19 protein-coding genes are annotated in these 25,321 nt (G+C 63.7%); 16 read left to right on the top strand and 3 right to left on the bottom strand.

The window, feature by feature from the left end; genetic code table 11:
* Positions 1–41 precede the first annotated feature (41 nt).
* Both B0G62_RS15150 and B0G62_RS15145 read right to left on the bottom strand, forming a co-directional pair.
* Positions 42–1,352 (bottom strand): glycosyltransferase WbuB, encoded by a 1,311-nt coding sequence (locus B0G62_RS15150; RefSeq protein ID WP_103705026.1) that lies wholly within the window; start codon positions 1,350–1,352, stop codon positions 42–44.
* A 135-nt stretch (positions 1,353–1,487) separates the two neighbouring features.
* Positions 1,488–2,231: a hypothetical protein gene (locus tag B0G62_RS15145; RefSeq protein ID WP_103705025.1), complete on the bottom strand. Its 744-nt coding sequence runs from the start codon at positions 2,229–2,231 to the stop codon at positions 1,488–1,490.
* Between the two features lie 969 nt (positions 2,232–3,200).
* On the opposite strand from B0G62_RS15145, the gene B0G62_RS15140 reads away from it, so the two are divergent.
* The 13 genes from B0G62_RS15140 (at position 3,201) to B0G62_RS15090 (ending at position 19,637) form a co-directional block, all read left to right on the top strand.
* The gene (locus B0G62_RS15140; RefSeq protein WP_227473234.1) at positions 3,201–4,052 is read left to right on the top strand and encodes a helix-turn-helix domain-containing protein; all 852 of its coding nucleotides are present in this window, start codon (positions 3,201–3,203) and stop codon (positions 4,050–4,052) included.
* A gap of 303 nt (positions 4,053–4,355) precedes the next feature.
* Positions 4,356–5,813, top strand: a complete 1,458-nt coding sequence (locus B0G62_RS15135; protein WP_103705196.1) for a mannose-1-phosphate guanylyltransferase/mannose-6-phosphate isomerase — start codon at positions 4,356–4,358, stop codon at positions 5,811–5,813.
* A gap of 58 nt (positions 5,814–5,871) precedes the next feature.
* Positions 5,872–7,299 (top strand): undecaprenyl-phosphate glucose phosphotransferase, encoded by a 1,428-nt coding sequence (locus B0G62_RS15130; RefSeq protein WP_103705023.1) that lies wholly within the window; start codon positions 5,872–5,874, stop codon positions 7,297–7,299.
* Between the two features lie 189 nt (positions 7,300–7,488).
* Positions 7,489–8,694, top strand: a complete 1,206-nt coding sequence (locus tag B0G62_RS15125; RefSeq protein ID WP_425270995.1) for a polysaccharide biosynthesis/export family protein — start codon at positions 7,489–7,491, stop codon at positions 8,692–8,694.
* Positions 8,691–10,958: a polysaccharide biosynthesis tyrosine autokinase gene (locus tag B0G62_RS15120; protein ID WP_244193257.1), complete on the top strand. Its 2,268-nt coding sequence runs from the start codon at positions 8,691–8,693 to the stop codon at positions 10,956–10,958. The genes B0G62_RS15125 and B0G62_RS15120 overlap by 4 nt, the downstream gene beginning before the upstream one ends.
* A 36-nt stretch (positions 10,959–10,994) precedes the next feature.
* Positions 10,995–12,110, top strand: coding sequence for a GDP-mannose 4,6-dehydratase (gene gmd / locus B0G62_RS15115; RefSeq protein WP_103705022.1), 1,116 nt, complete (start codon positions 10,995–10,997; stop codon positions 12,108–12,110).
* Between the two features lie 23 nt (positions 12,111–12,133).
* Positions 12,134–13,138 (top strand): GDP-L-fucose synthase family protein, encoded by a 1,005-nt coding sequence (locus tag B0G62_RS15110; protein WP_103705021.1) that lies wholly within the window; start codon positions 12,134–12,136, stop codon positions 13,136–13,138.
* Positions 13,139–13,173: 35 nt separating this feature from the next.
* A complete protein-coding gene (locus tag B0G62_RS31680; protein WP_167401267.1) occupies positions 13,174–14,193 on the top strand; it encodes a hypothetical protein in 1,020 nt (339 codons plus the stop codon).
* Positions 14,190–15,404, top strand: a complete 1,215-nt coding sequence (locus tag B0G62_RS15105) for a glycosyltransferase family 4 protein (protein ID WP_167401266.1) — start codon at positions 14,190–14,192, stop codon at positions 15,402–15,404. Before B0G62_RS31680 ends, B0G62_RS15105 begins: the two co-directional genes overlap by 4 nt.
* Before the next feature lie 3 nt (positions 15,405–15,407).
* Entirely contained in the window at positions 15,408–16,763 is a 1,356-nt protein-coding gene (locus tag B0G62_RS31675; RefSeq protein ID WP_167401265.1) for a hypothetical protein, read from the top strand.
* Entirely contained in the window at positions 16,760–17,917 is a 1,158-nt protein-coding gene (locus B0G62_RS31670) for a glycosyltransferase family 4 protein (RefSeq protein WP_167401264.1), read from the top strand. The genes B0G62_RS31675 and B0G62_RS31670 overlap by 4 nt, the downstream gene beginning before the upstream one ends.
* A complete protein-coding gene (locus B0G62_RS15095; RefSeq protein WP_103705019.1) occupies positions 17,914–19,065 on the top strand; it encodes a glycosyltransferase in 1,152 nt (383 codons plus the stop codon). The genes B0G62_RS31670 and B0G62_RS15095 overlap by 4 nt, the downstream gene beginning before the upstream one ends.
* Before the next feature lie 17 nt (positions 19,066–19,082).
* Positions 19,083–19,637: a putative colanic acid biosynthesis acetyltransferase gene (locus B0G62_RS15090; protein ID WP_103705018.1), complete on the top strand. Its 555-nt coding sequence runs from the start codon at positions 19,083–19,085 to the stop codon at positions 19,635–19,637.
* Between the two features lie 10 nt (positions 19,638–19,647).
* Here the strand turns inward: B0G62_RS15090 and B0G62_RS15085 are convergent, their stop codons facing one another.
* The gene (locus B0G62_RS15085; protein ID WP_146055294.1) at positions 19,648–20,049 is read right to left on the bottom strand and encodes a hypothetical protein; all 402 of its coding nucleotides are present in this window, start codon (positions 20,047–20,049) and stop codon (positions 19,648–19,650) included.
* A 114-nt stretch (positions 20,050–20,163) separates the two neighbouring features.
* Here B0G62_RS15085 and B0G62_RS15080 point away from each other — a divergent pair, with 114 nt between their 5' ends.
* The 3 genes from B0G62_RS15080 to B0G62_RS15070 all read left to right on the top strand — a co-directional run bounded on the left by B0G62_RS15080 (position 20,164) and on the right by B0G62_RS15070 (position 25,291).
* Positions 20,164–21,483: a lipopolysaccharide biosynthesis protein gene (locus tag B0G62_RS15080; protein ID WP_146055293.1), complete on the top strand. Its 1,320-nt coding sequence runs from the start codon at positions 20,164–20,166 to the stop codon at positions 21,481–21,483.
* Positions 21,480–21,701 carry a hypothetical protein gene (locus B0G62_RS31920; protein ID WP_208624230.1) on the top strand — a complete coding sequence of 74 codons (222 nt, stop codon included), beginning with the start codon at positions 21,480–21,482 and terminating at the stop codon, positions 21,699–21,701. The genes B0G62_RS15080 and B0G62_RS31920 overlap by 4 nt, the downstream gene beginning before the upstream one ends.
* Positions 21,702–21,790: 89 nt before the next feature.
* Entirely contained in the window at positions 21,791–25,291 is a 3,501-nt protein-coding gene (locus B0G62_RS15070; protein ID WP_167401263.1) for a hypothetical protein, read from the top strand.
* Positions 25,292–25,321 lie beyond the last annotated feature (30 nt).

Below are 25,321 nucleotides of genomic sequence, written 5' to 3'. Positions count from 1 at the left end.
AGCCCGGAAAAGCGCGCGCACGTGCGCGATGGGCCCCGCCGTCAGCCCGGACGCTTTGCCTCCCGTACCCGCTCCAGCGCCGGAGTCGGCGTGCTTTCGACCTCGGCGCGCGCAATGGCGGGGTCCTTGCGCGCAGGCCGCACCGCACGCAGACGCGTTTCGAAATCCTCCAGCACCGCGTCGCGTGAGAGCGACGCCACCGCGAACGCCCGGCCCGCTCGGCCATATTCGGCACGCCGCGCCGGATCGTCGGCCAACGCGCGGATCGCCTGGGCGAGGCTGCCCGCGTCCCCGGGCGGCACGACGAGACCGCGCGGCGCGACCGCGTCATGCAGTTCGGTGCCGGGACTTGCCATCGCGATGACCGCGCGCCCGCTCGCGAACATGCCGGTGAGCTTGGACGGCATCACCAGATCGGCGGCATCGGCGCGTTGCGGCAATACGTGGATATCGGCGAGATTGAGCAACTCGTTCAGTTCTTCGACGGGCCGCAGGTCGATCACGCGGCAATTCGGCAACTTGCCGCAAGCCGCTTCGATCGCCGCGCGCGCCGGGCCGCTCCCGCAGAACACGAAGGCCAGATCGGGCTGATCCTTGAGCGCGAGCGTCGCGTCGGTCAGGACGTCCAGACCCTGCTTCATGCCCATGTTCCCCGAATACAGCACGACCACGGGATCGGGCGCGATGCCAAGTGTTTCCTTCAGACGGCTCGTGCGCTCCAGTGGATACACGGCATCCGTGCTGGCCCAGTTGGGAAAGCGCACGAGTTGCGCGGCGCGCACGCCTTTGTCGGCGGCGCGTTCGAGCATCTTGCCGGAGATCGTCGAGACGCTGTCGAAGCGCGTGAGCAGCGCGCGTTCGACCGCGAGCGCCGTGCGCTTGAGCCACGAGCCGCGCAGGATGTCGAGCTTGAACGCAGCATCCACTTCGAAATCCTGAATATGTAGCCATGCGTGCGCCCCGCACAGCCGCGCCGCGAGCCAGCCGATGGGCGCGTTGAGCAAACTGGGCGCCACGCAAAACACCACGTCGGGACGCCAGAAGGCATGGCGCATCATCAGCGGCAGGCTGGACAGCGCGAAGCTCGCGAGATGCACGAGACGCCCTTTACCGCGCGGCTTCGACGGCACCCACAGCGGCGCGCGCGAGATGCGCACGCCATCGCGCGCTTCGCTCGCATAGCGGTTTGCCGTGTACGGCTGCGCGACGCGCCACTCGGGATAATAGGGTGGCGCCGTCACCACGCGCACCTCATGGCCGCGCGAGGCGAGCCACGCGGCCATTTCGCCGGTGTATTTGCCGATCCCGGTCATTTCCGGTGCGTAGTTGATGCCGTAGATCAGAATCTTCACTGGGCCTCCGTGCGCGCTGTGGGGACTGCCGGAACATCGCTCATGCGTGGCCGATTATGGAGCGGCAAATTGCGCGCGCGGCCGCCACGGTCTCGTGGCGATCGGACAATCGCCGCGAGAAACGGTAAAGATCGATCAGGAGTACCCAGCAAGACGGTCGCGCATGTGCCGCACGGCGCGCAGCATCGTGCGCAATCGGGCTTCAAGGCCCGCGTCGTAATAGTGGATGATGAGGGAGCGGCGCTCGCCATTGGCCACATGCAGATTGTGATGGAGCGTGACGAAGCCATTGAACACATAGGCATTGCCAGGCACGCAGCGAATGCGCCGGCAGTGACGCATGCTCAAACCGCTATTGACGAGCGCGCGGCGCAGGCCGAACGGCAGGCCATGTTCGAAGAAGAGCCATGCCTTGGTGAATAGATGGATGAGCGGCGCGAGCGGTTCGCAGCGGCGCATATGCACGATCAGGTCGCCATTCTGGTCGCCGTCGGGTGCGCATTGCAGCGGAATCAGCACCGTGAGGACGTGCGAATCGAAATGACGCAGATAGCTTTGCGCTGCCATGCGTGATCCGACACAACGCAGCACGTGAACGGGGGCGTCGTTTGCCTCGCGGCCCAGTGTCTGGCGGATCCAGAGCCGCGCCGCCGCGCAGACCTGCGCTTCCATTGCGCTAAAAGCGTCGTGCTGGCGCAGCGCGTCGGCAAACTGGCGCGCGCTGGCCGATGCGCGACGGCCATCCGGCGGTTGCCATTCGTGACGCGCGGACGCGATGCTTGCATTGATATTCACGAGCAGTTCGGCCGGCACCACCCCGACGAATTCCCTGACGAATTCGTTGATGAGGCCGTTTTCAGTCGTTACTCCTTGATTCATTGCGTGGCCTTTTTGTCAGAACGCGCCGGGCGTGCCGCCGGAAATCGCCGCTTCTAATCAGACGCGGCCCGCTTCAAAGGATTCGGCCCACCTTACTACGCGCCAGACGGCCTCCGACGCCAAGCATTCGCCGTAATCGGCCATTCAGGCGTTCACAAGCGGTAAATGCAACCGGAATTTTTTTGCAGTGCACCATACAAACGCAATTTTTGCCGTTGCTTTTTTCGCACGCTATTCGGTCGATAGAGAAAGGTACGGGAAAACCCGTTTTTGTCTTTCGATTGATGCTTCTATTTATCAGATGAGATGTACCTCGAAAGTACCAAGGTGGAACATTTAATGCTTAGTGATTCTTTGCAGTCCAATCCGGCGGTGAGTGTAAGGAATTTTATTTTAATCAGACAAATAAACCGTGCTCATTCAAAGGGACGTCAATCAGGTTAAATCAGCCAAAAATCCTTGATGCGCCTGAATTCCCGGCATATTGCGACGCAGCATTCATGCACATGAAAACAACCTGCCAGCCTTACCGTTACCACTATGTAGTCACTTTTTTATCAAATGAATTTCGATTCATTTAGCCGTGGATTGGGTGCGGCACTTGTCGTATCAATGTGCGAAGACGCACATAACTATCCGATTTATTGATCCGCCAACACCTCGCCATAATCGGTCAGGTCACGCGCAACGCATTTGGGCAAGCTATGATGCACTGCACACGGAACAATAAAATCGCATCGCGGAATGCGAAAAAGGGAGCCAGCGGACCGTCCACATTGGGGATCAGTCATGGCATACGTCGTTATAGATGATCGAGGTTTGGCCGCGTCGCTGTCTGCCAGAAACACCGCGACGCGAGCCACCCGGGAAAGTGTTACCCGGCAAATCGGGATTGTGCTGTTCGAAGGTTTTTCGCTGCTCGGCGCAGGGATGGTGGCGGAGGTATTTCAACTGGCCAACGATATTGCAATGTCGGAAGGCAGCAAGACATTGCCGTATCGCGTCTGGTTGCTCTCGACCGAGGGCGGCGCAGTGGCCTGTTCGTCGTCGCTTCAGTTGGCGACGTCCGCGATCGACGAAGTGGGCGATTCGTGCATCCGCGGTTTCGACGCGCTTTTTATCGGCGGTGGGCGCGCGGTGGCCAACGCTTTGGGCGATGCACGCCTGAAGGCATGGCTTCATCGCGTGGTGCCGGCAAGCGACGAAGTGCGTGCAATCGGCGAAGGGCATCAGTTGTTGAAGGCGGCCGGGCTCGAGTTGGAACAGTTCGGCGCGCCGTTCGGTCAGCGCATGCGTCCTGCAGGTCCGGAAGAGGACGCGGGCGCGGACGATCATCACGAGGCGTTGCGTGCAGCGCTCGTGCTGATCCGCCGTGACATGGGCGCCGACGCCGCGCGCAAGGTGGGCGAGCGCGCGTTGCCGAGCCTTTCCACGCGGCTTTCCGCGTTGTTCGCCGATGCCTCGCGCCCCACGTCGGGCGACAAGGTGTGGGCGTCCGCGCGCTGGCTGCAGGAAAACTGCGAACGCGCCATTTCGGTGGCGGACGCGGCGCAGGCCTTCGCGATGAGCGAGCGTAACTTCCTGCGGCGCTTCAAGGACGTGCTCGGCATGACGCCTTCGGACTATCTGTTGCAGGTGCGGCTCGAACTGACGTGCCAGTTGCTCGTCAACACCGATCTGCCGGTGGACAAGATCGCGCGTCGCAGCGGTATGCGCGATGGCGACCGCCTCTCCAAGGTCTTCCGCAGCCGGCTGGGCGTTTCGCCCACAGAATATCGCAGCCGCCACCGCGTTCGGGTGGACAACGCCATCGGCCAATGAGCGTTTCCTGGGCGCACTCTTCTCATAGCGCGATCCGGCGCTAACGGTACGTAGCGCGCGGCGCAACGCCGCGTGAGGCGAAGACAGCACACGCATTCCTCCTCGACGACGGGCGAGGCGCCCGCGCGTAAGCGCGCCGCTGCCCCGGCGGTTTCAATTCGCCATAGATAATAGGAGTACGAAGCGATGGAAATCGATTACGGAAAAATCGCAAAGCCTATGGAGACCGCCCGCACGGGGTTTCAGGCGGCGCCGGTGTTCGTGACTGTCGACGTGCTCGATGTGAGTACGCCGGGCGCGCCGATGACGCATGTGCCCACGCTGCGCATCGTGCCCGTGGTGTTGGCGGGCGGCGCGGGCACGCGGCTGTGGCCGATGTCGCGCGAGCAGTTCCCGAAGCAGTTGATTGGCGTGATCGGTCAGGACACGCTGCTTCAATCGACGATGCGCCGGCTGGATGGCTTTCCCACGCCCTGGGAGATCGTGCCCGAGCCGATCGTCGTGTGCGGCGACGAACATCGCTTCCTGACCGCCGAGCAGACCCGGGCTGGTGGCGCGAAGGTCTCGATCATCGTCGAACCTGAACGGCGCGACACCGCGCCCGCGCTCACGCTGGCGTGTGCCGCCGCCTGTGCACAGGGCGGCGACGCCATCGTCGTGGCCATGCCGGCCGATCACGCGATCGGCGACCTGGCCGCCTTCCAGCGCGCCGTGAGCCGCGCCGCGCGCCATGCGGAGGCGGGCGCCATCGCCACGCTCGGCGTGCCGCCGACGCGGCCCGATACGGGCTTCGGCTATATCCGCCTGGGCACGCCGCTCGAAGAAGGCGCGCGCACAATCGCCGGTTTCGTCGAAAAGCCTGCGCCGGAGCTGGCGGCGCACTACGTCGATACCGGCGATTACTGGTGGAACAGCGGCATCTTCGTTGTGCGCGCATCGGTCTGGCTTGATACGCTCCAGCATTTGCAGCCCGCCATGCACGAGGCCTGCATGGCGGCTTATGTGTCGGGGCAGCACGACGGCGCGTTCTTCCGCCCGCATCGCGACTACTTCAAAACTTCGCCGTCCGACTCGATCGATTATGCGGTGATGGAGCGTCTGGGCACCGACCCGGCGCTTGCGGCCGGCGTAGTCGTGCCGCTCGACGCTGGCTGGTCCGATCTGGGTTCGTGGGACGCCGTGTGGGATGCGCTCGACAAGGACGTGGACGGCAATGTGGGGCGCGGCCGCGTGATGTTCGAGAATTCCACGTCGAGCCTCGCGCATTCGGAAGGCCGTCTGGTCGCCTGCGTGGGCGTGAGCAACGTGGTGGTGGTGGAGACCGACGACGCCGTGCTGGTGGCCGACCGTTCGCGCGTGAAAGACGTCAAGGGCGTGGTGGCGAAGATCAAGGCGCTGCATGCGCCCGAAGCCAACACGCACCGCAAGGTGCGCCGCCCCTGGGGCTACTACGACTCGATCGACAAGGGCGCACGCTTCCAGGTCAAGCGCATCGTCGTGCAACCCGGCGCGCAGCTCTCGCTGCAACTGCATCACCACCGCGCGGAGCACTGGGTCGTGGTGAGCGGCACGGCACTGGTCACGCGCGGCGACGAGCAGTTCATGTTGAGCGAAAACGAATCGACCTTCATTCCCATCGGCGTGCGTCATCGTCTGGAAAACCCCGGCAAATTGCCGCTCGAAATCATCGAGGTGCAGTCGGGTGCGTATCTGGGCGAAGACGATATCGTGCGCTTCGACGATACGTATGGCCGAGCCTGAACGCTCGTAGGGCACGCACTGAGCGCATTCGTTGCGCTCGCAACTGGAGAGCCGCGCCATGAGTACCATCGAGTTCGTGCCGGAGTCACCGGCCTCGTTCGGCGGCGTGCAAGGTTTGCTTGCACGCGTGCTGGACGTCACGCTGATCGTTGTCTGTGCGCGGCTCGCCACGAGCCTGCACGTAACCGATAGCGTTTCGCAGGGCGTGGAGGGCGCGTTCGCCCTGTTTGCCTGTGCGTTCACGCTGGCGGTGTTTCCCGTGTTCGGCGTCTATCAATCGTGGCGTGGCCGCTCGATCTTGCGACTGGTTTCGCAGGTCGTGCTGGCGTGGATGGTGGTGGCCGTCTGCGCGCTGGTCATGATGTTCGCCGTGCATCGCGCCGATGCCGTCTCGCGTCTGTGGTTCACGTGGTGGATCGGCTACACGGCGGCGGCGATGGTGGGCGTGCGGTTGGTCGTGCGGGCCGCGCTGTCGCGCGCGCGCCATGCCGGCATGAATCTGCGCAATGTGGCGATCGTGGGTTGCGGCGAGCACTGCCAGCATATCGTCGAGCGCATCCAGCACGCGCCCGCTACCGGCTTTCGCGCGATGGCGGCGTTCGATGCGAAGCCGGCGGGTGGCGCACAGATCATCGGCGTACCGGCCTTCTCGGGCGCGGGCCACTTCGCGAGTTTCGTCGATTTCGTGCGCCGCAACGGCATCCAGGAAGTATGGCTTGCGCTGCCGTTGTGCGAGGAACAGACGATTCTGCAATGCGTGAATGCGTTTCGCGACGATCTCGTGAACGTGCGCTTCATTCCGGACGTGCGCAGCATGGCGTTGTTTGGCAGCGCGATGATCGATCTCATCGGCATGCCCGCGATGAATCTCGTTGCGTCTCCCATGCCGGCTCACGCGCTTGCGAAGAAAGAGCTTTTCGATCGGGTATTTGCGGCTGCGGCGCTGTTGGCCTTGCTGCCGGTGTTCATCGCCGTGAGCATTGCCGTCAAGCTTTCTTCGCGTGGCCCGGTGTTCTTCACGCAAAAGCGCATGGGCGCGGATGGCCGCGTGTTCCGCATCTACAAGTTTCGCACGATGCGCCAGCACGCCGAAGTCGCGGGCCAGGTCATGCAGGCCACGCGCAACGATTCGCGCATCACGAAAGTCGGCGGGATTCTGCGCCGCACGAGCCTGGACGAGCTGCCGCAGTTCTACAACGTGCTGCGCGGTGAAATGTCCGTGGTCGGCCCGCGCCCGCACGCGATCGAGCACGACGAACTCTATCGCAAGGTCGTCAACGGCTATATCCATCGTTATCGCATCAAGCCTGGCATCACGGGCTGGGCGCAGGTGAACGGCTATCGCGGAGAGACCGATCGCGTGGAGAAGATGGAGCGCCGCGTCGAGCACGATCTCTACTACCTGCACCACTGGTCGTTTGCGCTCGACATGCGCATCGTGGCGGCCACCGTTCTCAAGGGGATCGTGCACAGCAACGCGTATTGATTGCGCTTTCATGGTGTGGCGATCGGAGAGTGGTGGGCGCGGTGGTGAACATGGCGTCTGTTCCGGGGTTTTCGATCGTTGTCCTTGGTTTCCTCTCAACGTTGGGGAAGAATGATCGTGTTCATCCAGATGCTGGAAGGTTTCATCGTTGCCGCCGTCCTGCACGCGTGCCGAAGAGCACGTGGCGCGATGCGCGTGCAAACGTGTCGCCTGGCGCGTCATAAAGCGCGTCATGAAACGCAGTCTCGCCGCCTGGACCGCGGCGCACTGGCGGCGCTCATCGCCATACTCGCGCTGGCCAGCACGCTCACGGGTTGCTCCACTGCGCCGGGCATGCGCATGTCGCAACCGGCTACCTTGCCGACGGGCGAAGGCTCCGATAGCCATTCCGCGCAGGCGCAAGCCGAAATTCCGGTCACGGAAATCAATCTGCGGTTGATCCAGCAATTGCGCGCCGCTGCCGCGCCCGACAATACCTGGGCCACGCTCGGGGCGGCTGGCCAGCCCGCGCATTACACATTGGGCCCGGGCGACGTGCTCGACATCACCGTCTGGGATCACCCGGAACTGATCGCGGCGCAAGGCGGCCAGGCCAACAGCGTGTCCGCGCAGCGCTCCGCCGACCCCGCGCCGGGTTTTGTAATTGATCAGGATGGCTATCTACAGTTCCCGTACGTGGGCCGTGAACACGTCGCGGGTATGCATATCGAGGACGTGCAGCGTCTCGTGCATGAGCGGCTCTCCGAGGTCTACAACAAGCCGCAGGTGACGGTTCGCATCGTGTCGTACCGCTCGAAGCAGGTCTACGTGGATGGCGAAGTGCAGTCGCCCGGGGCGCAGGCGATCAACGACGTGCCGATGACGCTCTATCAGGCGGTCTCGCGCTCAGGCGGCTTCACGAAGAACGCCGACCAGAGCCAGATGGTGCTCGTGCGCGATGGCAAGTCGTATCGGCTCGATCTGCCCGCCATGCTCGCGCGCGGCGAAGACCCGGCGAGCATCCGTCTGCGCAACGGCGACCTGCTGCGCGTGGTGGCGCGCGAGGAAAACGGCGTCTACGTGATGGGCGAAGTGTCGAAGCCGGTGACGGCCGTGCCCATGCGCAACGGCAAGCTCATGCTGAGCGATGCGATATCGCAGGCGGGCAGCGTCAACGCCAATACCGCCGATCCACAGCAGCTCTACGTGATTCGCGGCGCGGAAGGCACCGAGCCGCAGGTCTATCACCTGGACGCACGCTCGCCGGTGTCGATGATTCTCGCCAACCAGTTCCAGCTGCAATCGAACGACGTCGTCTATGTCGACAGCAACGGGCTCGTACGCCTCTCGCGCGTGCTGAACCTCCTTCTTCCGGCCATTAACGCGGGCCTTACCGCAGCGGTGTTGACGAAATGAACGCACCTACTCCTCGCCTTGTACGAGAGCCCGCTGCCGAGCACCTGAGCGCCGTGACGCCGCTGGAGACGCAACCGCTCGCCGCGCAAATGGATGTGCCGCTGTCGATGTGGTTCTCGCGCATCGCGGAAAGCTGGCGGCTTATTCTTGCAATGACCGTGCTCGCGTTGCTGCTCGGCGGCCTCTATGCGTTCGTCGCCACGCCGGTGTATGAAGCGCAGTCGCTGATCCAGATTCTCGATAACGAGTTGTCGTCGAAAGACCGTGATTCGCTGGGCGAACTGGCTTCGATCTTCGACAAAGGGGGCACGGCCGCCGCCGAAATCGAATTGCTGCGCTCGGACCTCGTGGTCGGCCAGGCCGTGTCGCAACTGCATCTGGATATCGACGTGCAGCCGCATTATTTCCCGCTGATCGGCGCGGCGCTCGCGCGCCGCGTGCCGCCCGGCGAGCTTGCGCCGCCGCGCTTCGGCCTTGCTCAATACGCGTGGGGCGGCGAAGAGTTAGCGATCAGCGCGCTCGATCTGCCGCCGCGTCTCGCGCGCGAAGGCGTGGTACTGGTCGCGCAGGGCGGCAATGCGTACAGCCTCGTGACAAAGGGCGGCCAACTGGTTCTGAACGGGCGCGCGGGCACGACGGCGACGGCGCAAGTCGGCGGCGATACTGTGACGATGCGTGTCGATACGCTGGTGGCGCGGCCGGGCACGCAGTTCGGCGTGACGAAGATGTCGCTCGAACATGCCACGGGTGACTTGCAGAGCCATCTCACCGTGGCGGAAAAGGCCAAACAGTCAGGCATGATCGGCGTGAGCCTGCATGGCAACGACGCCGGGCGTACGGCGCTGATCCTCAACACGATCACGGGGCAGTACGTGAAGCAGAACGTCGATAGCCGTTCCGGCGAAGCCGAGCATACGCTCGCATTTCTGGAGCAGCAGTTGCCGCAACTGCGCGCGGAACTGGACGACGCCGAACAGAAGTACAACCGCTTTCGCAATGAAAATGGCTCGGTCGATCTGAGCGAAGAAAGCCGTCTGCTGCTGCAGCAAGTGGTGGACGACAAGACCAAACTCGTCGATTTACAGCAGCAGCGCGACGAGATGCTGCAACGCTTCACGCCCAAGCACCCCGCCGTTGCCGCGCTCGATGCGCAGATGGGGACGCTGCGTGAGCAGATGGCCGATCTGTCCGCGCGCGTCGAGAAAATGCCGGGTACCGAGCAGAACGCGCTGCGCCTGATGCGCGATGTGCGCGTGGATACGCAGCTGTACACGAACCTGCTCAACAGCGCGCAGCAATTGCGTGTGGTGAAGGCGGGGCAGGTGGGCAGCGTACGCGTGGTGGATCACGCTTCGCCACCCGAATATCCGGTGCGCCCGAACCGCTCGATGATTCTCGTGTTCTCCGCGTTGCTGGGCGTGCTGGTGGGAATAGGCATCGCGCTGTGCCGCAAGATGGTGTTTGGCGGCGTGGAGAATTCGAAGGAAATCGAGCACGTGATCGGCGTGCCGGTCTATGCGGTCGTGCCGCGCAGCGCCGCGCAACTGAAGATCTACGAGGCGATGAAGCGCGGCACGCGCGCCCAGCATGTGCTGGCCGGCTGCGCCGCGCACGACGTGGCGATCGAAGGTATCCGCAACCTGCGCACGGCGATGCAGTTCGGACTCCTTGCGGCCAGCAACAATGTCGTCGCGATCACGGGGCCGCGCAACAAGGTCGGCAAGTCGTTCGTCTCGGTGAACTTTGCCGCCGTGCTCGCGCTGGGCGGCAAGCGCACGATCATCGTCGATGGCGACATGCGGCGCGGCGATATCCACGAGTATCTCAACATCCGCCGCCGTCCCGGTCTTTCGGATGTGATCGCGGGCGCGGATCTCGATAGCGCGCTGGTCCGCGACGTGTTACCCGGACTCGACGCCTTGCCGCAAGGCACGGTGCCGCCGAATCCCTCGGAGTTGCTGATGAGCGAGCGTTTTCGCTCGCTGCTCGACGAGCTGTCCGCGCGCTACGACGTCGTGCTGATCGATACGCCGCCGGTGCTGGCCGTGACCGATGCCGCGCTGATCGCGCGCCGCGCAGGCGCGACGCTGCTGGTTTGCCGGCATGGGCGCGACGCGCTGTCCGGCATCGGCGAAACCGTGCGGCGGCTGCGTCACGGCGGCATCGCCGTGAAGGGCGTGGTGCTCACCGACGTGCCGCGCGGCCCGTTTGGCTACGGATCGAAGTTCCCCACCTACACGGCAGACGCCGTGGAATTGCACTGAATCAGCCACACCACACGCACACTGGAGAGCGCCATCATGGAACGCAAGGTTGCACTGGTCACCGGCATCACGGGGCAGGACGGCTCCTATCTCGCGGAGCTGCTGCTCGATAAGGGTTATGAAGTCCACGGCGTTAAGCGCCGCGCGTCGCTGTTCAATACCGACCGCATCGACCATCTGTACCAGGACCCGCATCAGAAGGGCCGCAACTTCGTCCTGCATCACGGCGATCTGACCGATTCGACCAATCTCATCCGTATCATCCAGTCCGTGCGGCCCACGGAAATCTACAACCTCGCGGCGCAGAGCCATGTGGCGGTATCGTTCGAGGAGCCGGAATATACGGCTAATGCCGATGGAACCGGCACACTGCGGATTCTGGAAGCCATCCGCATCCTTGGCATGACTAAGGAAACGCGCTTCTATCAGGCCTCCACTTCCGAACTCTACGGGCTTGTGCAGGAAACGCCGCAAACCGAGCGCACGCCGTTCTATCCGCGCAGCCCGTATGCCGTGGCCAAGCTCTACGCCTACTGGATCACGGTGAATTACCGCGAAGCGTATGGCATGTACGCGTGCAACGGCATTCTCTTCAATCACGAAAGCCCGAATCGCGGTGAGACCTTTGTGACGCGCAAGATCACGCGCGCCATCGCGCGTATCAAGCTGGGCCTGCAAAAGACGCTTTATCTGGGCAATCTGGACGCAAAACGCGACTGGGGCCATGCGCGCGACTACGTGCAGATGCAATGGCTGATGCTGCAACAGGACCATCCCGAGGACTTCGTGATCGCTACCGGCGTGCAGTACCGCGTGCGCGATTTCGTCGAGGCAGCCGCGACGGAACTGGGCATAGAGATCGCCTGGAGCGGAGACGGCGTCGAGGAAACAGGCACCGTCGCGGCCGTGCACGACGGCCGGCACGTGAAGCCCGGCGACGTGATCGTGCGCATCGATCCGCGTTATTACCGGCCCACCGAAGTGGAAACGCTGCTGGGCGATCCGTCCAAGGCCAGGCAGAAGCTGGGCTGGGAGCCGACCACGAGCTTCGCGCAACTGGTGAAGGAAATGGTCTGGTCCGACTACGAGCTGGCCGGGCGCGACGAACTGGTGAAAGAACACGGTTATGTCGTCTACGACTATCACGAATGAGTGCAAGGGCCAAGGAGCGGATCATGCAGAACAAACGTAAGCGCGTGTATGTCGCGGGCCATCGCGGCATGGTGGGCGCGGCCATCGCGCGTATCCTGGCACTGCGCCCGGATGTCGAACTTGTCACACGCACCCATGCCGAACTCGATCTCACGAGCCAGCAAGCCGTGCGCGCATTCTTTCGCGACGAATCGATCGACGAGGTCTATCTGGCCGCAGCGAAGGTGGGGGGCATCTTCGCGAACGATCAATATCCCGCCGACTTCATTTACGAGAACCTGATGATCGAGGCGAATGTGATCCACGAGGCCTGGCGCGCGGGCGTACAGCGCCTGCTGTTTCTCGGCTCTAGCTGCATCTATCCGAAGTTCGCGGAACAGCCAATCGACGAAGGCGCGCTGCTGAGCGGCAAGCTCGAACCCACCAACGAGCCGTACGCCATCGCGAAGATCGCTGGAATCAAGCTGTGCGAGAGCTATAACCGCCAGTTCGGCGACTCGCACGGCACTGATTATCGCAGCGTGATGCCGACCAATCTCTATGGACCGGGCGACAACTACAGCATGCAGACAAGTCATGTCGTCCCAGCGCTGATCCGCCGATTCCACGAGGCGCGCGACAAGGGCGATCGCGCGGTGCGGGTGTGGGGATCGGGCCGCCCGCGCCGCGAATTCCTCTATGTCGACGATATGGCGGCGGCAAGCGTCTATGTGATGGAGATGGATCGCACGCTTTACGCGCAATGTACGGCGCCGATGCAAAGCCACATCAACGTGGGCTTTGGCAGCGACGTGACGATTGCCGAACTCGCGCAGACGATTGCGGGCGTGATCGATTACGACGGCGAGGTCCAGTTCGATGTGTCGATGCCCGACGGCACGCCGCGCAAGCTCATGAACAGCGCTCGCCTGCGTGCGCTGGGATGGCAGCCGAGGGTCGCCCTCGTGGAAGGTCTTGCGCGTGCCTATAACGCCTTCCTGGGGGCGCGCGCTGAAGACGCTCCCGCGCGCGGCCTGGCGAGCGCCTGAATCTCACGCATGTCGAACGCGAGGACCGTGCCGCTATGACCAGCTTTCGCATCGTTCAACCCGAGATCAAGGAGCACGGTTGCGGCGTGTCGGACCACTCGGGCGTGCTCGTGCGGCTATTGCGGGAGCGCAAGCTAGACGCGCAGCGTTACGCGGTGCCCAATCGCGCCGCCGTGAGCAGCGTACCCGTCGTGCCCGGCGACGTCTGGATCCTGCAATTGTCGATCTACGGTTTCAGTCGCAAGGGCGTGCCGCTCTGGCTACCCGCATTCGTCGATGCGGCGCGCGCGCGGGGCGTGAAAGTGGTCGTCTACTTTCACGAACTCTGGGTACTGGTCGCGCGCGGGCTGTCGAGCGCGTACTGGCTTGCGCCGATGCAGCGGCGTATCTGCGAGCGCGTTGCGGAACTGGCCGACTACGCGTTCTTCAACACCGATTGGGCCTATACGTGGGGCGTCGAGCGCATGGGCGAACGCGCGATGTACGCGCCCACGTTTTCGAACGTGGGCGAGCCAGAGGCCGTGAACGCATGGCGCGAGCGTGAGGACGTGGCGGTGGTGTTCGGCTCCGCGCGCACGCGTGAAGAGATTTATCGCGAAGCATTGCCCGCACTTGCGGAGCAATTGGGCCGCGGCCATATCGAGCGCGTGATCGACATCGGCAGCGGCGGCGCATGGCTCGACGCCGTCGCGCAGGCGCTCATGCCCTGGCCTTTCGAAGCGACGGGGCCGTTGCCTTCCGAAGCGATCTCGCAACGTTTGATGCGCGCAAAATGGGGCTTTTTCAACACGCCCTGGGGTCAGGCGTCGAAGTCCGGTGTCTATGCGGCGTACGCATGCCACGGCGTCGCGCCCGTGTCGATTTTCGACGGCGTGGGCAACTATCCCGTGCCCATGCACTATCCGCTGCCGGAGCGCCATTTCCTCACCCGCAACGCGTTTCGCGACGCGGGCGACGCGCTCGATACCACCTCGGCGGCCATCGGCGCACGCGTATTTGCGGAGCACGCGCGCAGCGCTCAACTCATCGAAAAGATCGTGGAGATCACGTCATGAACGGTGCAGCGATACGCGCGGAGCAGCGCGGCAAGACGGTCGCGGTCTTTCATCCGGGCTTGCAGCATTCGCATCAGCTGGCGTGGGGGCTTTACGAGCGCGGAATGCTGCAGACCTTCTGGTCCGGCGTGCCCGTGCAATGCGCGGACGACAAGGCGCCCGCCTATATGCCCGCGCAATGGCGCAAGAAAATACGCGGGACGGCTGTTCCGCAGGCGTTGCGTCGCCATCCCGTGTGGTGGCAGATGTTGTTGCGCGCGCGCTTGCTTGCGCGCACCGCGCCCACGCGTCACGACTACACGCATCGCGTGTTTCACTGGTTCGACTGGTGGGTCGCGCAGCAGGTGCGCGCGTTGAAGCCCGCCGCCGTCGTGGGTTACGAGAACTCGGCGTGGCATACGTTCAAGGCTGCGCGCGAAGTGGGCGCGACTTGTATTCTCGACGCGCCTTCGCTGCATCACGAAGACGCGAAGCGCCTGATCGACGTGCCCTCGAATGGCTATATCGACGAGATCAATCGCCGCAAGGATGAAGAGGTGCAACTGGCCGATCTCGTCATCACCTGCTCGGACATGGCGCGCGAATCATATCTGCGCGCGGGCGTGGACGAACGCAAGGTGCGCTCGGTTTTACTGGGCGCCGAGCTTCCCGCGGGTGTCGCGCGGCGCCCCGATACGGCGCGGCCCGTGCAGTTCATCTTTGCGGGCACGCTGTCTTCGCGCAAGTCGATCGATCTGATTCTCGATGCGTTCGCGCGCCTGAACGCCGACGGTCATTGTGCCGATCTGACGCTCGTGGGCGGCAGCGAAGAGCCGCAATGGCTCACGCTCGCGCGCCAGGTGCCGCACGTGCGATGCCTCGCGGGCGTGCCGCAGAAAGAGCTTTACGCCTTGTTTGCCGATGCCGATTGCTTGCTGCTGCCGTCGCGCTTCGACGCTTTCGGCATGGTCGTGGTGGAGGCGATGGCGACCGGCACGCCGGCGATTGTTTCGACGATGACGGGCGCGCGTGAGGTCATCACGCGGTTTCCCGATAGCGGCTGGGTGATCGAGCCGACCGAGGAGGCGATCTATCGATCGATGCGCGAGAAAGTGGCGGACCGCCGCTCGATACGCGACGCGTCGCAAAGCGCGCTTGCGGCTTCGCGCTATTTCACGTGGCGCGCGTACCGCGAACGCGTCGCGGACCTGATCGCCGAAACGCTGGAGTAGACGATGCGATTTTCCACGTCTTTCGCAGCACCCATCGAGCGCGATCCAGTGCGTTTCGATTTTCTGCTTGTGCTGACCGTGATTCTGGTGACGGTGTTTGAAGGCGCTGTGCGTAAGTGGATGGCGCCCAGTCTCACAAGCCCGCTGCTGCTGTGCCGCGACGCGGCTGCGTTCGCGCTGGTGATGCGTGCGGCGTTGCACGGGCGCTTCGCGGCGATGCCGTTCGCCGCCCAATGCCTGCTGGCCTGGACATTCGTGGTGGCGGGCTGGGGGCTGTTCCAGATCGTCGTGCTGCAAGGGCCGATCGTGCTGTTCCTGCTCGGCCTGCGCTTCTGGCTGCTGTACTTCTGGATGGCGCTGGCGATGGCCTGCACGCTCACGAGCCTGGAAGTCGTGCGCGTGATGCGTCTCATGATCGCGCTGGGCATCGTGATGACGCCGCTCGTGATGCTCCAGCATTTCCTGCCGCCGTCGTCGCCGCTCAATGTGCAGCCCGATACCGAAGAGGACGCGATTTTTCGCGTGAGCGCCGATATCGTGCGAGTGAGCGGCACCTTCACCTTCACGATGGGTTTTGCGTGCTTTATCGCCGTCGTATCGCCGCTTGCGATCAGCACGGCGTGGAATGGCATCCGTCTGTATCGGTATGCGTGGCTCGCGGTGGTGGCGTTCATTGCCGTGGCGATATCGACGCTGGTGAGCGGTTCGCGCGCGTCGATCATGTTCTTTGGCGCGCTGCTCGCCATGCAGACGCTCGCGGGATTCGGTGCGGCGAAGACCGGCAAGGTGCTGATGCAGTCGATTGCGCGCACGGTGCTCGCCGTGGTTGCGCTTGCGCTCACGCTCGGGCTTTTCAGCGACGCGCTCGTTGCCACCCAGGAGCGTTTTCAGACCGCGGCCGCCGACGAAGACGTGATGGGCCGGATCGAAACCGAATTGCTCGGCGAGCCGGCCGCGCGCAAGGAGATGACGTTCGTCGGCCACGGCCTGGGCGCGGGCACCAATGCGGGATCGGTGCTGCTGACGGGCGAGAACGCCTTCGAGCTTGCGGAGTCGGAACCCGCGCGCGTGCTGCTGGAAATGGGCGTAGTGGGCTTCGCGTGGCTGCTCGTCAAGTGCGTGATCTTCGCGGTGGGCATATCGCGCAGCCTGGTGCGGCTCGTGCGTTTCAGCGAGACATTGCCGCTTCTTATGTGGGCGACCACCGCTTACGGGATGTCGTCGTGGCCAGTGAGCGGGCAGGTGAGTGCGAACGCATTCGGCTATATCGCGCTGGGTCTCGCGCTGTGTTCGACACGAGCGTTGCCTGTGACGTCGCCCGTCAACGATCCGATGCTGCACTGGGGAGCGCGCTCATGAAAGTGCTGCTGGTAGGCAATTATCCCGCCGATGGCCAGAAGAGCATGCAGGCCTACGCGCAGATGCTGCTGGGCGGACTGCGCGCTGCGGGCGTGGAGGTGGAACTCACGGCGCCGCGCCCGGTGTTGTTGCGATTGCTGCGCGCGAATGCATCGGTGTCGGGGCTGGCGAAGTGGATCGGCTATATCGACAAGTTCGTGATTTTTCCGCTCTCGCTCGCGCGCGCCGCGCGCCGCTTCGACCGCACGCATGTCTGCGATCACTCGAATGGTCTGTATTTGTTTGGGTTGCCGCGCGAGCGCAGCAGCATCACCTGTCATGACGTGATCGCGATTCAGGCCGCGCGCGGACTTGTCGATGGCTGGCATACGGGCTTCACGGGCAAGGTACTGCAGGCGCTGAACTTTCACGGCATGGCGCGCGCCCGGCGCATTGTCTGCGTGTCGGATTTGACGCGCATGCATCTGTTGGACCTGCGTGAGGATCTCGCGCAGCGCACATCGGTTGTGCGCAATGCGTTGCATAGCGCGTTCCACCCCGATCCCGACTGGCGCGCCGTGCTCGACGCGAACGGCTACGGCGCGCTGGGCACGCGTCCTTATTTTCTGCACGTCGGCTCCGGTCATCCGCGCAAAAACCGCGTGGCTGTCACGCGCATCTTTGCGCATTTGCAGCGCATGCCGCGTTTCGCCGCTGCGCAACTGGTCTTTGTCGGACCTCCACCCGATGCGGCGATGCGCGAGGTGATCGCGACGGGCGGCTTCGCAGCACGCGTGCACACCGTCGAGGACGCTTCGCACTCGCTGCTCGTCGCGCTTTACTCGGGCGCGCAGGCGATGATCTTTCCATCGCTGAACGAGGGCTTTGGTTGGCCGGTGATCGAGGCGCAGGCATGCGGTTGCCCGGTCTTTGCCTCCGGCATCGATCCGCTGCCGGAAGTGGGGGGCGCGGCGGCGGTCTATTTCGATCCAGCGGATTCTGCGCGTGCGGCGGAACTGGTGGCCCGCGCGAACTTCGAGCGCATGACGCTGGCGGGGCTCGACAACGCGTCGCGCTTCAGCATCGACGAGATGACGCGCAAGCTCATCGCCACGGTGGGCCTGGATGCAAAGCCTGTCGTCACTCATGAGGAATCCATAGGGACTCACGCATGAAAATATTGCATATCCTGCCTTCGACGAATCCTGAGCTTGGCGGCACGGTGGAAGCGGTGCGCCAGTCGGGCGCGTGGCTCTGTGCGGCGGGTCATACGGTCGATGTGCTGTCGCTCGACGATCCTGGCGAGGCTCATGTTGCTGAGTTTTCGCTGCCGGTACACGCGATTGGTCCTTCGGCGGGGCATTACCGCTACAACTCGCGCCTCGTGCCGTGGCTGCGCGCCAACGCGCAGCGCTACGACGCGGTCATCGTCAACGGGCTGTGGCAGTACCACAGCTTTGGCGCGTGGCGCGCGTTGCGCCGCTCGCGCGTGCCGTATTTCGTGTTTACGCACGGCATGCTCGATCCGTGGTTCAAGCGTACCTATCCGCTCAAGCATCTGAAGAAGTGGCTCTATTGGCCGTGGTCCGAATATCGCTTGCTGCGCGATGCCAGCGCCGTACTGTTCACCAGCGAAGAGGAACGCCTGCTGTCCCGTGATTCGTTCTGGCTCTACCGTGCGAAGGAGCATATCGTGCCGTGCGGAACGGCAAGCCCGCCCGCGCAAGGCGAATCGCTGCGCGATGCGTTTTTCGCCCGGCATCCGACATTGCGCGGCAAACGGCTCATGTTGTTCCTTAGCCGCGTGCATCCGAAGAAGGGCTGCGATCTGCTGATCGAGGCTTTCGCACGTCGCGCGCAGGAGCATCCGGACTGGCAACTCGTCGTGGCCGGTCCCGAGAGCGGCAACCTCGGCGAGCGCTTGCGCGCCCGCGCGAGCGAGTTGGGCTTGAGCGAGCGCATCACGTGGACAGGTATGCTCGAAGGCGACGACAAATGGGCCGCGTTCTATGCGAGCGATGTGTTCGTGCTGCCTTCGCATCAGGAGAATTTCGGCATTGTGATCGCTGAAGCGCTGGCGTGCCAGTTGCCCGTGCTCATCACGAACAAGGTCAACATCTGGCGCGAAGTGCTGGAAAACCAGGCGGGTTTCGTGAGCGACGACACCGTGGATGGGGTTGAGCATAGCCTCGACCGCTGGCTGCGTCTGAAGTTGGGCGACAAGGAGCGCATGAAGGTGTGTGCGCAATCGCTCTACGAATCGCACTTCACGGTGAAGGCCATGGCGCATGGTCTGATCGACGCCGTCGAGCGCTTCGCCTGAAATCCTTGGAGCGCGCCATGTATCAGGATCTCTCGCAATTCAGCGTGCCTGCGGGCTTTCGCGGCCGCTCGAAATGGTTCGTGCAGTGTTGGTGGATCGCTCAGGCACTGTTGTTCAAGCCCTCGCCGCAATTCGCTTATGGATTTCGGGCGTGGCTGCTGCGCCGCTTTGGCGCGAGCGTGGGGCGTAATACGGTGATTCGGCCTTCGGTGACGATTACCTATCCGTGGAAAGTGAACATTGGCGATTACGCCTGGATTGGCGATCATGCCGTGCTTTACAGCCTGGGTGAAATCGTAGTGGGCGATCACGCGGTAGTTTCGCAAGGCTGCTATCTCTGCGCGGGCGACCACGACGCCACGCTCGAAAACTTTCCGATTCGCGCGCGCGATATTCGCGTGGCCGATGAAGCGTGGGTGGCCTCGGATGTCTTCGTGGGTCCGGGCGTGACGATCGGGCGGGGGGCGATTGTGGGTGCGCGCAGCAGCGTGTTCGCGGACATGCCCGAAGGCATGGTGTGCTTCGGTCATCCCTGCCAACCCGTGCGGCGGCGTGTGCCGAAGGCTCAGTGAGGAAGCCCGCTTACCACGGGCTCTTGTACACCGCGTTGTCGGCGCCGGCGGGGTAGATGGAGGCGGGGTAGGGATTGGCGAAGACTTCGACACGCTTCGCGGTCGAGACGACGCGCGTTGACGTCGGGCGGCGCAGCGCGACGCGCGTGGTGGATGCCGTGCCGTCGTCTCCCGCAACGCCCGGATTGGTGTCTTTCGGTACGCGCGGCAGACCCAGCAATTGTTGCTCGTTCGCGCGCGAGGCGTCTTCGGTTGCGCGCCCGCTATCGCTAGACGACGAAGCCGCGAGCGCCGGTGCTGCGGTGGCGCCGGCTTGAGCCGGACTGTCGCCTGCCGTGGCATTAGCCTGCTGGCAGGCCAGCATGACGGCGCAGCCTGTGCAGAACACAATCCATGGAATCGAATGTTTCATCGTAGTCCGAATGAATGGAAGCAAGACGTTGATCGAATGAATCCGAAGCCGACCGCATCGATTATAGGCAGCGTCGGTCTGCAAACCAAACCCTTTCCGGGAACGACGGTCACGATGAGCACTCCACGCAGCGAGACGCCTGGCGACACGCACTACCTGTCCGACGATGCTGTCGTCCCACGCGCACCGCGTAAATCCGGCGGATTGCCGGTCTTTGTCGCGAAGTTTCTCTCGCGCGAGGCCGTGGTGCAGGGCCTCAATTTTATCGGCGGTATCTGGGTCGTGCGTGCGCTCACGGTGCACGAGTACGCGTGGTACACGATCGCCATCACGATGCTCGGAGCGGGCATCGTGCTGAGCGACATGGGCGTGAGCGCGGCGCTCATGAGTCTTGCGGGACGGCTGTGGCCCGATCGTCCCAAGGTCAACCGGCTCTTCACGGTGGCTTACGAGGCGCGCGCGAAGTTCTTCACGCTGTTCGGCTCGGTGGTATTCGCCGCAGGATTTTTCCTGCTGATGAAATCGCAGGCCTCATGGGCGTGGGCCGCCGCGATCATGGCTTGCGTGGTGGCAGTGACGTTTTTCCAGTTGAATTTCAGCCTGCTTTCGGTGCTGCCTAAGCTCGAACAGAACCTCAAGTCGCTCCAGCAAATCACGATTGCCGGTGCCGCATTGCGGCTGGTTTTGCTGAGCGCGCTGCTCGTTTCTGCCAACACACTCACGGCGCTGTGCGCGGCGCTGGCTGCGACGGCCTGGCAGGCGTGGACGATTCGCCACCGCTATGACACCACCGATCAGGACGCGCAATTCCCACTCGACGAAGCTCGCGCGGAGTTCTCGAAAGTCGCGCGACGTCAGGCGCCGGCGTCGATTTATTTTTGCATTCAAGGCCAGCTCAATGTGCTGTTGCTCGGGTATTTCGGAAGCGCCACGCAGGTTGCGCAACTGGGCGCGCTGGGGCGTATTTCCGCGCTGTTGATGGTCGCGCAGTCGGTGTTCTCCAGCATCATCATGCCGCGTTACGCCGTGTTGAAAGACAAGGCCGACATGCAGCGCAAATATGTGCTGGCGGTATCGGCGTTCTTGGCGCTGATTGCCGCATTTCTCTGCGTAGTGTGGCTTTTTCCTGGCGCGGTGCTGTCCGTGCTCGGTGGCCAGTATGCGGGGCTGCATGGCGAATTGCTGATGATTCTCGGCTCGGCCGCCCTCTATGTGATCGAGGCACTGCTTTTCTCGCTCAATATGTCGCGCGCGTGGATCGCGTCTTCATGGATTCAGGTGGTCGTGACGCTGGTGTTTCAGGCGGTGCTGCTCGCGTTCATGCCGATCGATTCGATTGCGCGTGTCGTGATCTTTTCTTCGATTAGTCCGGTGGTGTCGATCGCGGTTTATCTGGCGTCGGCCATACTCCATTTCTCCAGGATGGAAGGATGAAGACCGTCATCGGCGGACTGCTTCTCTACATCAATAACTTTCTCGCGAACTGCGTGCCCTCGCATTTCGTGTGGCAGGTCTTCGCGGTGGGCGAGGGCGCAGTAGTGGCGGCTTCAGTCGAACCGTATGCAATCGTTGCGGGCGTGTCCGCGCGTGCGATAGGGCGGCGTCGCGATCAACTCGATGGCAGCACGCGCTATCGGCGGCTCTTCAAATGAAGCAACGGCGGCGCACGCGACATGGCGAACAAGCGGCGGCGCGCAGACGGATCGCGCGCTGGAGCCTGGCCGTATGCGCAGCGATCGCGTTGAGCTACGCTGTGTGGGTCGCGCTCGATATGATGCGGTCCTCGGCTGTGGTGCAGGCGGCGAGTGCGGTGAGCGTAGCGAGCGATGCCGATCCGAAAGCTGTCGCAACCGCCGCTACAAGCGATCATCCACCCATCGGCATTCATTTTTCGCTTGCGCAGCCGGGCTATGTGACGCTTGTGATCGAGACGACGGATGGCCGCCGCGTGCGCAATCTCATCAGCGAAACGCCCTTTCCTGCGGGCGATAACACGGCCTGGTGGGATGGCCTAGACGATCTGGGCCGCGATCCCGATGCCGCCGCGCACGGCCAATATCGCATTCCGGGGCGCCTCGTTGCGCCTGGCACGTATCGCGTGCGCGGGCTTGTAAGGCCTGCATTGAAGGCGCTTTACGAATTCAACCCCTACGATCCAGGACGCCCGCCATGGAAGACGGCGCAGCGTGACAGCGAGTGGCTGGCGAATCATGCCGCACCGTCGGCAGTCCTGTTCGTGCCGGGCGGCACAGTTGGTTCCGCGCATACAGGCTCCGATGGCGCGATGCTCGTGGGCAGCTATGTGACCGAAGGCGGCAGTGGTCTTGCGTGGCTCGATATGCGGGGCAAAAAGCGCTGGGGCCAGACGTGGATGGGCGGCGTGTGGACCGGCGCGACGCAGCTCGCGCGCGATACGGGCGCGCATGCCACGCCGGGCGTCTATGCCTATGCGGCTACGTCGTGGCGCGGCGATCAGCCCGGCGATCACTACAGCGAGCTACGCCTGAACGCGCTCATGACGGCGGGCGCGCAACTTAAAGCGCCTGCCGATGCGCGCCTGGGAACGGGCGAGGATACGCCCGTAATCACGCCCGCGTATCGGATCGACGAGCCGCCCGATACGGTCAAGCCATCCGCCGACGATCCTTATCCCGAGCGTTACGCGGCGGTGTCCGGACTCGCGGCGCACGATGGTCTTGTCGTCGTGTCGTTGCGCGCGCTGAATCAATTGCTTTTCGTCGATGTCGGGCGGCATCGCGTGGTGCAGCGCGTGCCGCTCGCTAACCCGCGTGGCCTTGCGTTCGATGCGCAGGGGCATTTGCTGGCGCTTTCGGGCACGCGTGTGGTGCGCCTCGATACGAATCTCGACGGCAGCGGGCAATTGCATGTTTCGTCGCCGCAAACGGTCGTCGCGACGGCACTTGAAGATCCGCAAGCGCTTTGCATCGACTCAGGCGGTGCGATCTATGTGAGCGATTGGGGCAAGAGCCATCAAGTCAAGGTATTCGATGCGGCAGGCAAGCCGCTGCGCGCAATCGGCCATGCGGGTGTGCCCGCAGCGGGACTTTATGATCCGCAGCACATGAATCATCCGGCCGGTATTTCGCTCGATGGCAGCGGGCATCTCTGGGTCGCCGAAAACGACAAGACGCCCAAGCGCGTGAGCGTATGGGACGCGGCGAGCGGTCGTCTCTTGAACGCCTTCTATGGGCCGCCGCGTTACGGCGGCGGCGGCACGCTCGATGCGCGCGATCGCACGCGGTTTTATTACGCTGACGAAGCGGGCGGCATCGAGTTCAAGCTCGACTGGACGCACGGCGCGGGTGTGCCTTCGGCGATCACCTATCGCGCCGATGGTGACGATCTGGGCCTGAGCGGCAGCGATACGGGCGGTATGCCCGACTATCCGCTTTATCGCGGCAGCGAGCGTTATCTGACGAACGCGCACAGTGGCCAGGTCACGGGCAGGCCGAGCGCGATCGTCTGGCATCTGGGCACGGATGGCGTCGCGCATCCGGTCGCGGCGGCGGGCAGCACCTTCGACAGTGCGGGCAAACCGCTGCCCGCGTTCAACACCGACGCGATGCGCGCGCGCATGCCGACCGGCAGCGATCCGCAACATCGCGCGCTGCTATTCCTCTGGCGCGACGCGAACGGCGATGGCCGCATGACGCCCGACGAAGTCACGTTCTGGCAACCGCAAGGCGAAGCGCGTGGCAATGCAGCCATGCTCGGCAATGTCACGGTACTCGACGATCTTTCGTTCGCGATTGCTTATGCGGGGAGTTCGGCGGTGGTGGTGCCCGCGACATCGCTGGGTGTGCGCGGCGTGCCGGTCTATGACACCGCGCATGTGAAAACGCTCGCGACGAACGTGCAGGCGCCCGTGAGCACGGGCGGTGGGCAGGTGCTTGTGGCGCGCGATGGCTGGACCCTCTTCACGACGCCGCCTGCGCCGTTCGCGCCGCAAGGCGTCAGGGGCATGAACGCGGGAGGCGCTGCATGGTCGTATCCGAGTTTGTGGCCGGGACTGCATGCCTCGCACGCGGCGCCCGTGCCGGCGAGGCCGGGCGAGTTGATCGGCACGACGCGCGTGCTCGGCAATCCGTTCGACGCGCCCGCACCTTCTGACGCGGGGCAATTGTGGGCGATCAACGGCAACGAGGGCAGCGTCTATCTCTTCACGACCGATGGCCTGTTCGTCGCGACGCTGTTCAAGGACACGCGCCTCGATACCGCGCCGCCGCCGACGGAAGCGACGCGCGGACTCGACCTCGCGACGACGAGTCTCGGCCCGGAGTGCTTCCATCCGACCATCGTGCGCGCCGATGACGGCAACGTCTACATGCAGGCCGGATCCACCGCGCCGTTGTTGCGGATCGTCGGGCTGGAGGGCGTGCGGCGTTTGCCCGATCAGCAGATCACGTTAAGCGCACAGCAACTCGTGGATGCGCAGCGCGAAGCCCGCGAGTCTGCGGCGCGCGTCGCCAGCGCGAGCGTGGGCAATACTGTGCTCGACGTGACGATTCACACGGAAGCGAGTGCGCAGAACTGGCCCGATTCGGCCACACAATGGGCGAACATCGACACGCGCACCGTCCAGGTGGGTGATTGGGGTCATCAGGATAGCGAAACAAAGGCCGCGCTGGCGATATTCGGCGACCGGCTCCATATTGCCGTGACGACCGATACGCCCGCGCTGCTCGACAATAGCGGCGAGGCGCTGCAGAACCTCTTCGCGACGGGCGGCGGCATCGATCTCATGCTGGGTGCGAACGCCGACGCCGACCCGAATCGCAGCAACGCCGTGCAGGGCGATGAGCGTCTCGTGATCTCGCGCGTACACGATATGACCAAGGCGATGCTCTATCGTCCGGTTGCTGACCCCGATGGCCTCGCGCCAGTCACATATGGCTCGCCGCTGCGCACGATCCATTTCGATCGCGTCGATGAGGTGAGCGGCAAGGTTGACGTGTCGATCGTGCGTCAACAGAACGCAAGTGGACAGCAGGATGTGCTCTACAAGGTTTCGGTGCCGTTGAGCGTGCTAGGACTCAACGCCGCTGCTGGCCGCACGCTGTCCGGCGATATCGGCGTGCTGCGCGGCAACGGCTTTCAGACGCTGCAACGTGCTTACTGGTCGAATAAGGCGGGGGGATTGGTCAGCGATTTGCCCGGCGAGGCAGAACTCACGCCGAACCTGTGGGGCAAGTTTCGATTCGTGGATGCCGCGAGTCAATAACGCGGAGATCTGCACATCCGCCTGACGCAC

The organism is Paraburkholderia eburnea (genome assembly GCF_002917095.1).
Taxonomy (GTDB): Bacteria; Pseudomonadota; Gammaproteobacteria; order Burkholderiales; family Burkholderiaceae; genus Paraburkholderia; species Paraburkholderia eburnea.
Note: the sequence above shows the minus strand (reverse complement) of the source record. Positions and strands in the feature narration are given on the sequence as shown.

Coding starts and splice junctions, on each gene's coding strand:
- B0G62_RS15145 (WP_103705025.1), bottom strand. CDS start 2,231: ATGAATCAAGGAGTAACGACTGAAAACGGCCTCATCAACGAATTCGTC.
- B0G62_RS15110 (WP_103705021.1), top strand. CDS start 12,134: ATGCAGAACAAACGTAAGCGCGTGTATGTCGCGGGCCATCGCGGCATG.
- B0G62_RS15125 (WP_425270995.1), top strand. CDS start 7,489: ATGCGCGTGCAAACGTGTCGCCTGGCGCGTCATAAAGCGCGTCATGAA.
- B0G62_RS15105 (WP_167401266.1), top strand. CDS start 14,190: ATGAACGGTGCAGCGATACGCGCGGAGCAGCGCGGCAAGACGGTCGCG.
- gmd (WP_103705022.1), top strand. CDS start 10,995: ATGGAACGCAAGGTTGCACTGGTCACCGGCATCACGGGGCAGGACGGC.
- B0G62_RS15120 (WP_244193257.1), top strand. CDS start 8,691: ATGAACGCACCTACTCCTCGCCTTGTACGAGAGCCCGCTGCCGAGCAC.
- B0G62_RS15140 (WP_227473234.1), top strand. CDS start 3,201: ATGTCGGAAGGCAGCAAGACATTGCCGTATCGCGTCTGGTTGCTCTCG.
- B0G62_RS31675 (WP_167401265.1), top strand. CDS start 15,408: ATGCGATTTTCCACGTCTTTCGCAGCACCCATCGAGCGCGATCCAGTG.
- B0G62_RS15135 (WP_103705196.1), top strand. CDS start 4,356: ATGACGCATGTGCCCACGCTGCGCATCGTGCCCGTGGTGTTGGCGGGC.
- B0G62_RS31670 (WP_167401264.1), top strand. CDS start 16,760: ATGAAAGTGCTGCTGGTAGGCAATTATCCCGCCGATGGCCAGAAGAGC.
- B0G62_RS31920 (WP_208624230.1), top strand. CDS start 21,480: ATGAAGACCGTCATCGGCGGACTGCTTCTCTACATCAATAACTTTCTC.
- B0G62_RS15095 (WP_103705019.1), top strand. CDS start 17,914: ATGAAAATATTGCATATCCTGCCTTCGACGAATCCTGAGCTTGGCGGC.
- B0G62_RS15085 (WP_146055294.1), bottom strand. CDS start 20,049: ATGAAACATTCGATTCCATGGATTGTGTTCTGCACAGGCTGCGCCGTC.
- B0G62_RS15080 (WP_146055293.1), top strand. CDS start 20,164: ATGAGCACTCCACGCAGCGAGACGCCTGGCGACACGCACTACCTGTCC.
- B0G62_RS15130 (WP_103705023.1), top strand. CDS start 5,872: ATGAGTACCATCGAGTTCGTGCCGGAGTCACCGGCCTCGTTCGGCGGC.
- B0G62_RS15090 (WP_103705018.1), top strand. CDS start 19,083: ATGTATCAGGATCTCTCGCAATTCAGCGTGCCTGCGGGCTTTCGCGGC.
- B0G62_RS31680 (WP_167401267.1), top strand. CDS start 13,174: ATGACCAGCTTTCGCATCGTTCAACCCGAGATCAAGGAGCACGGTTGC.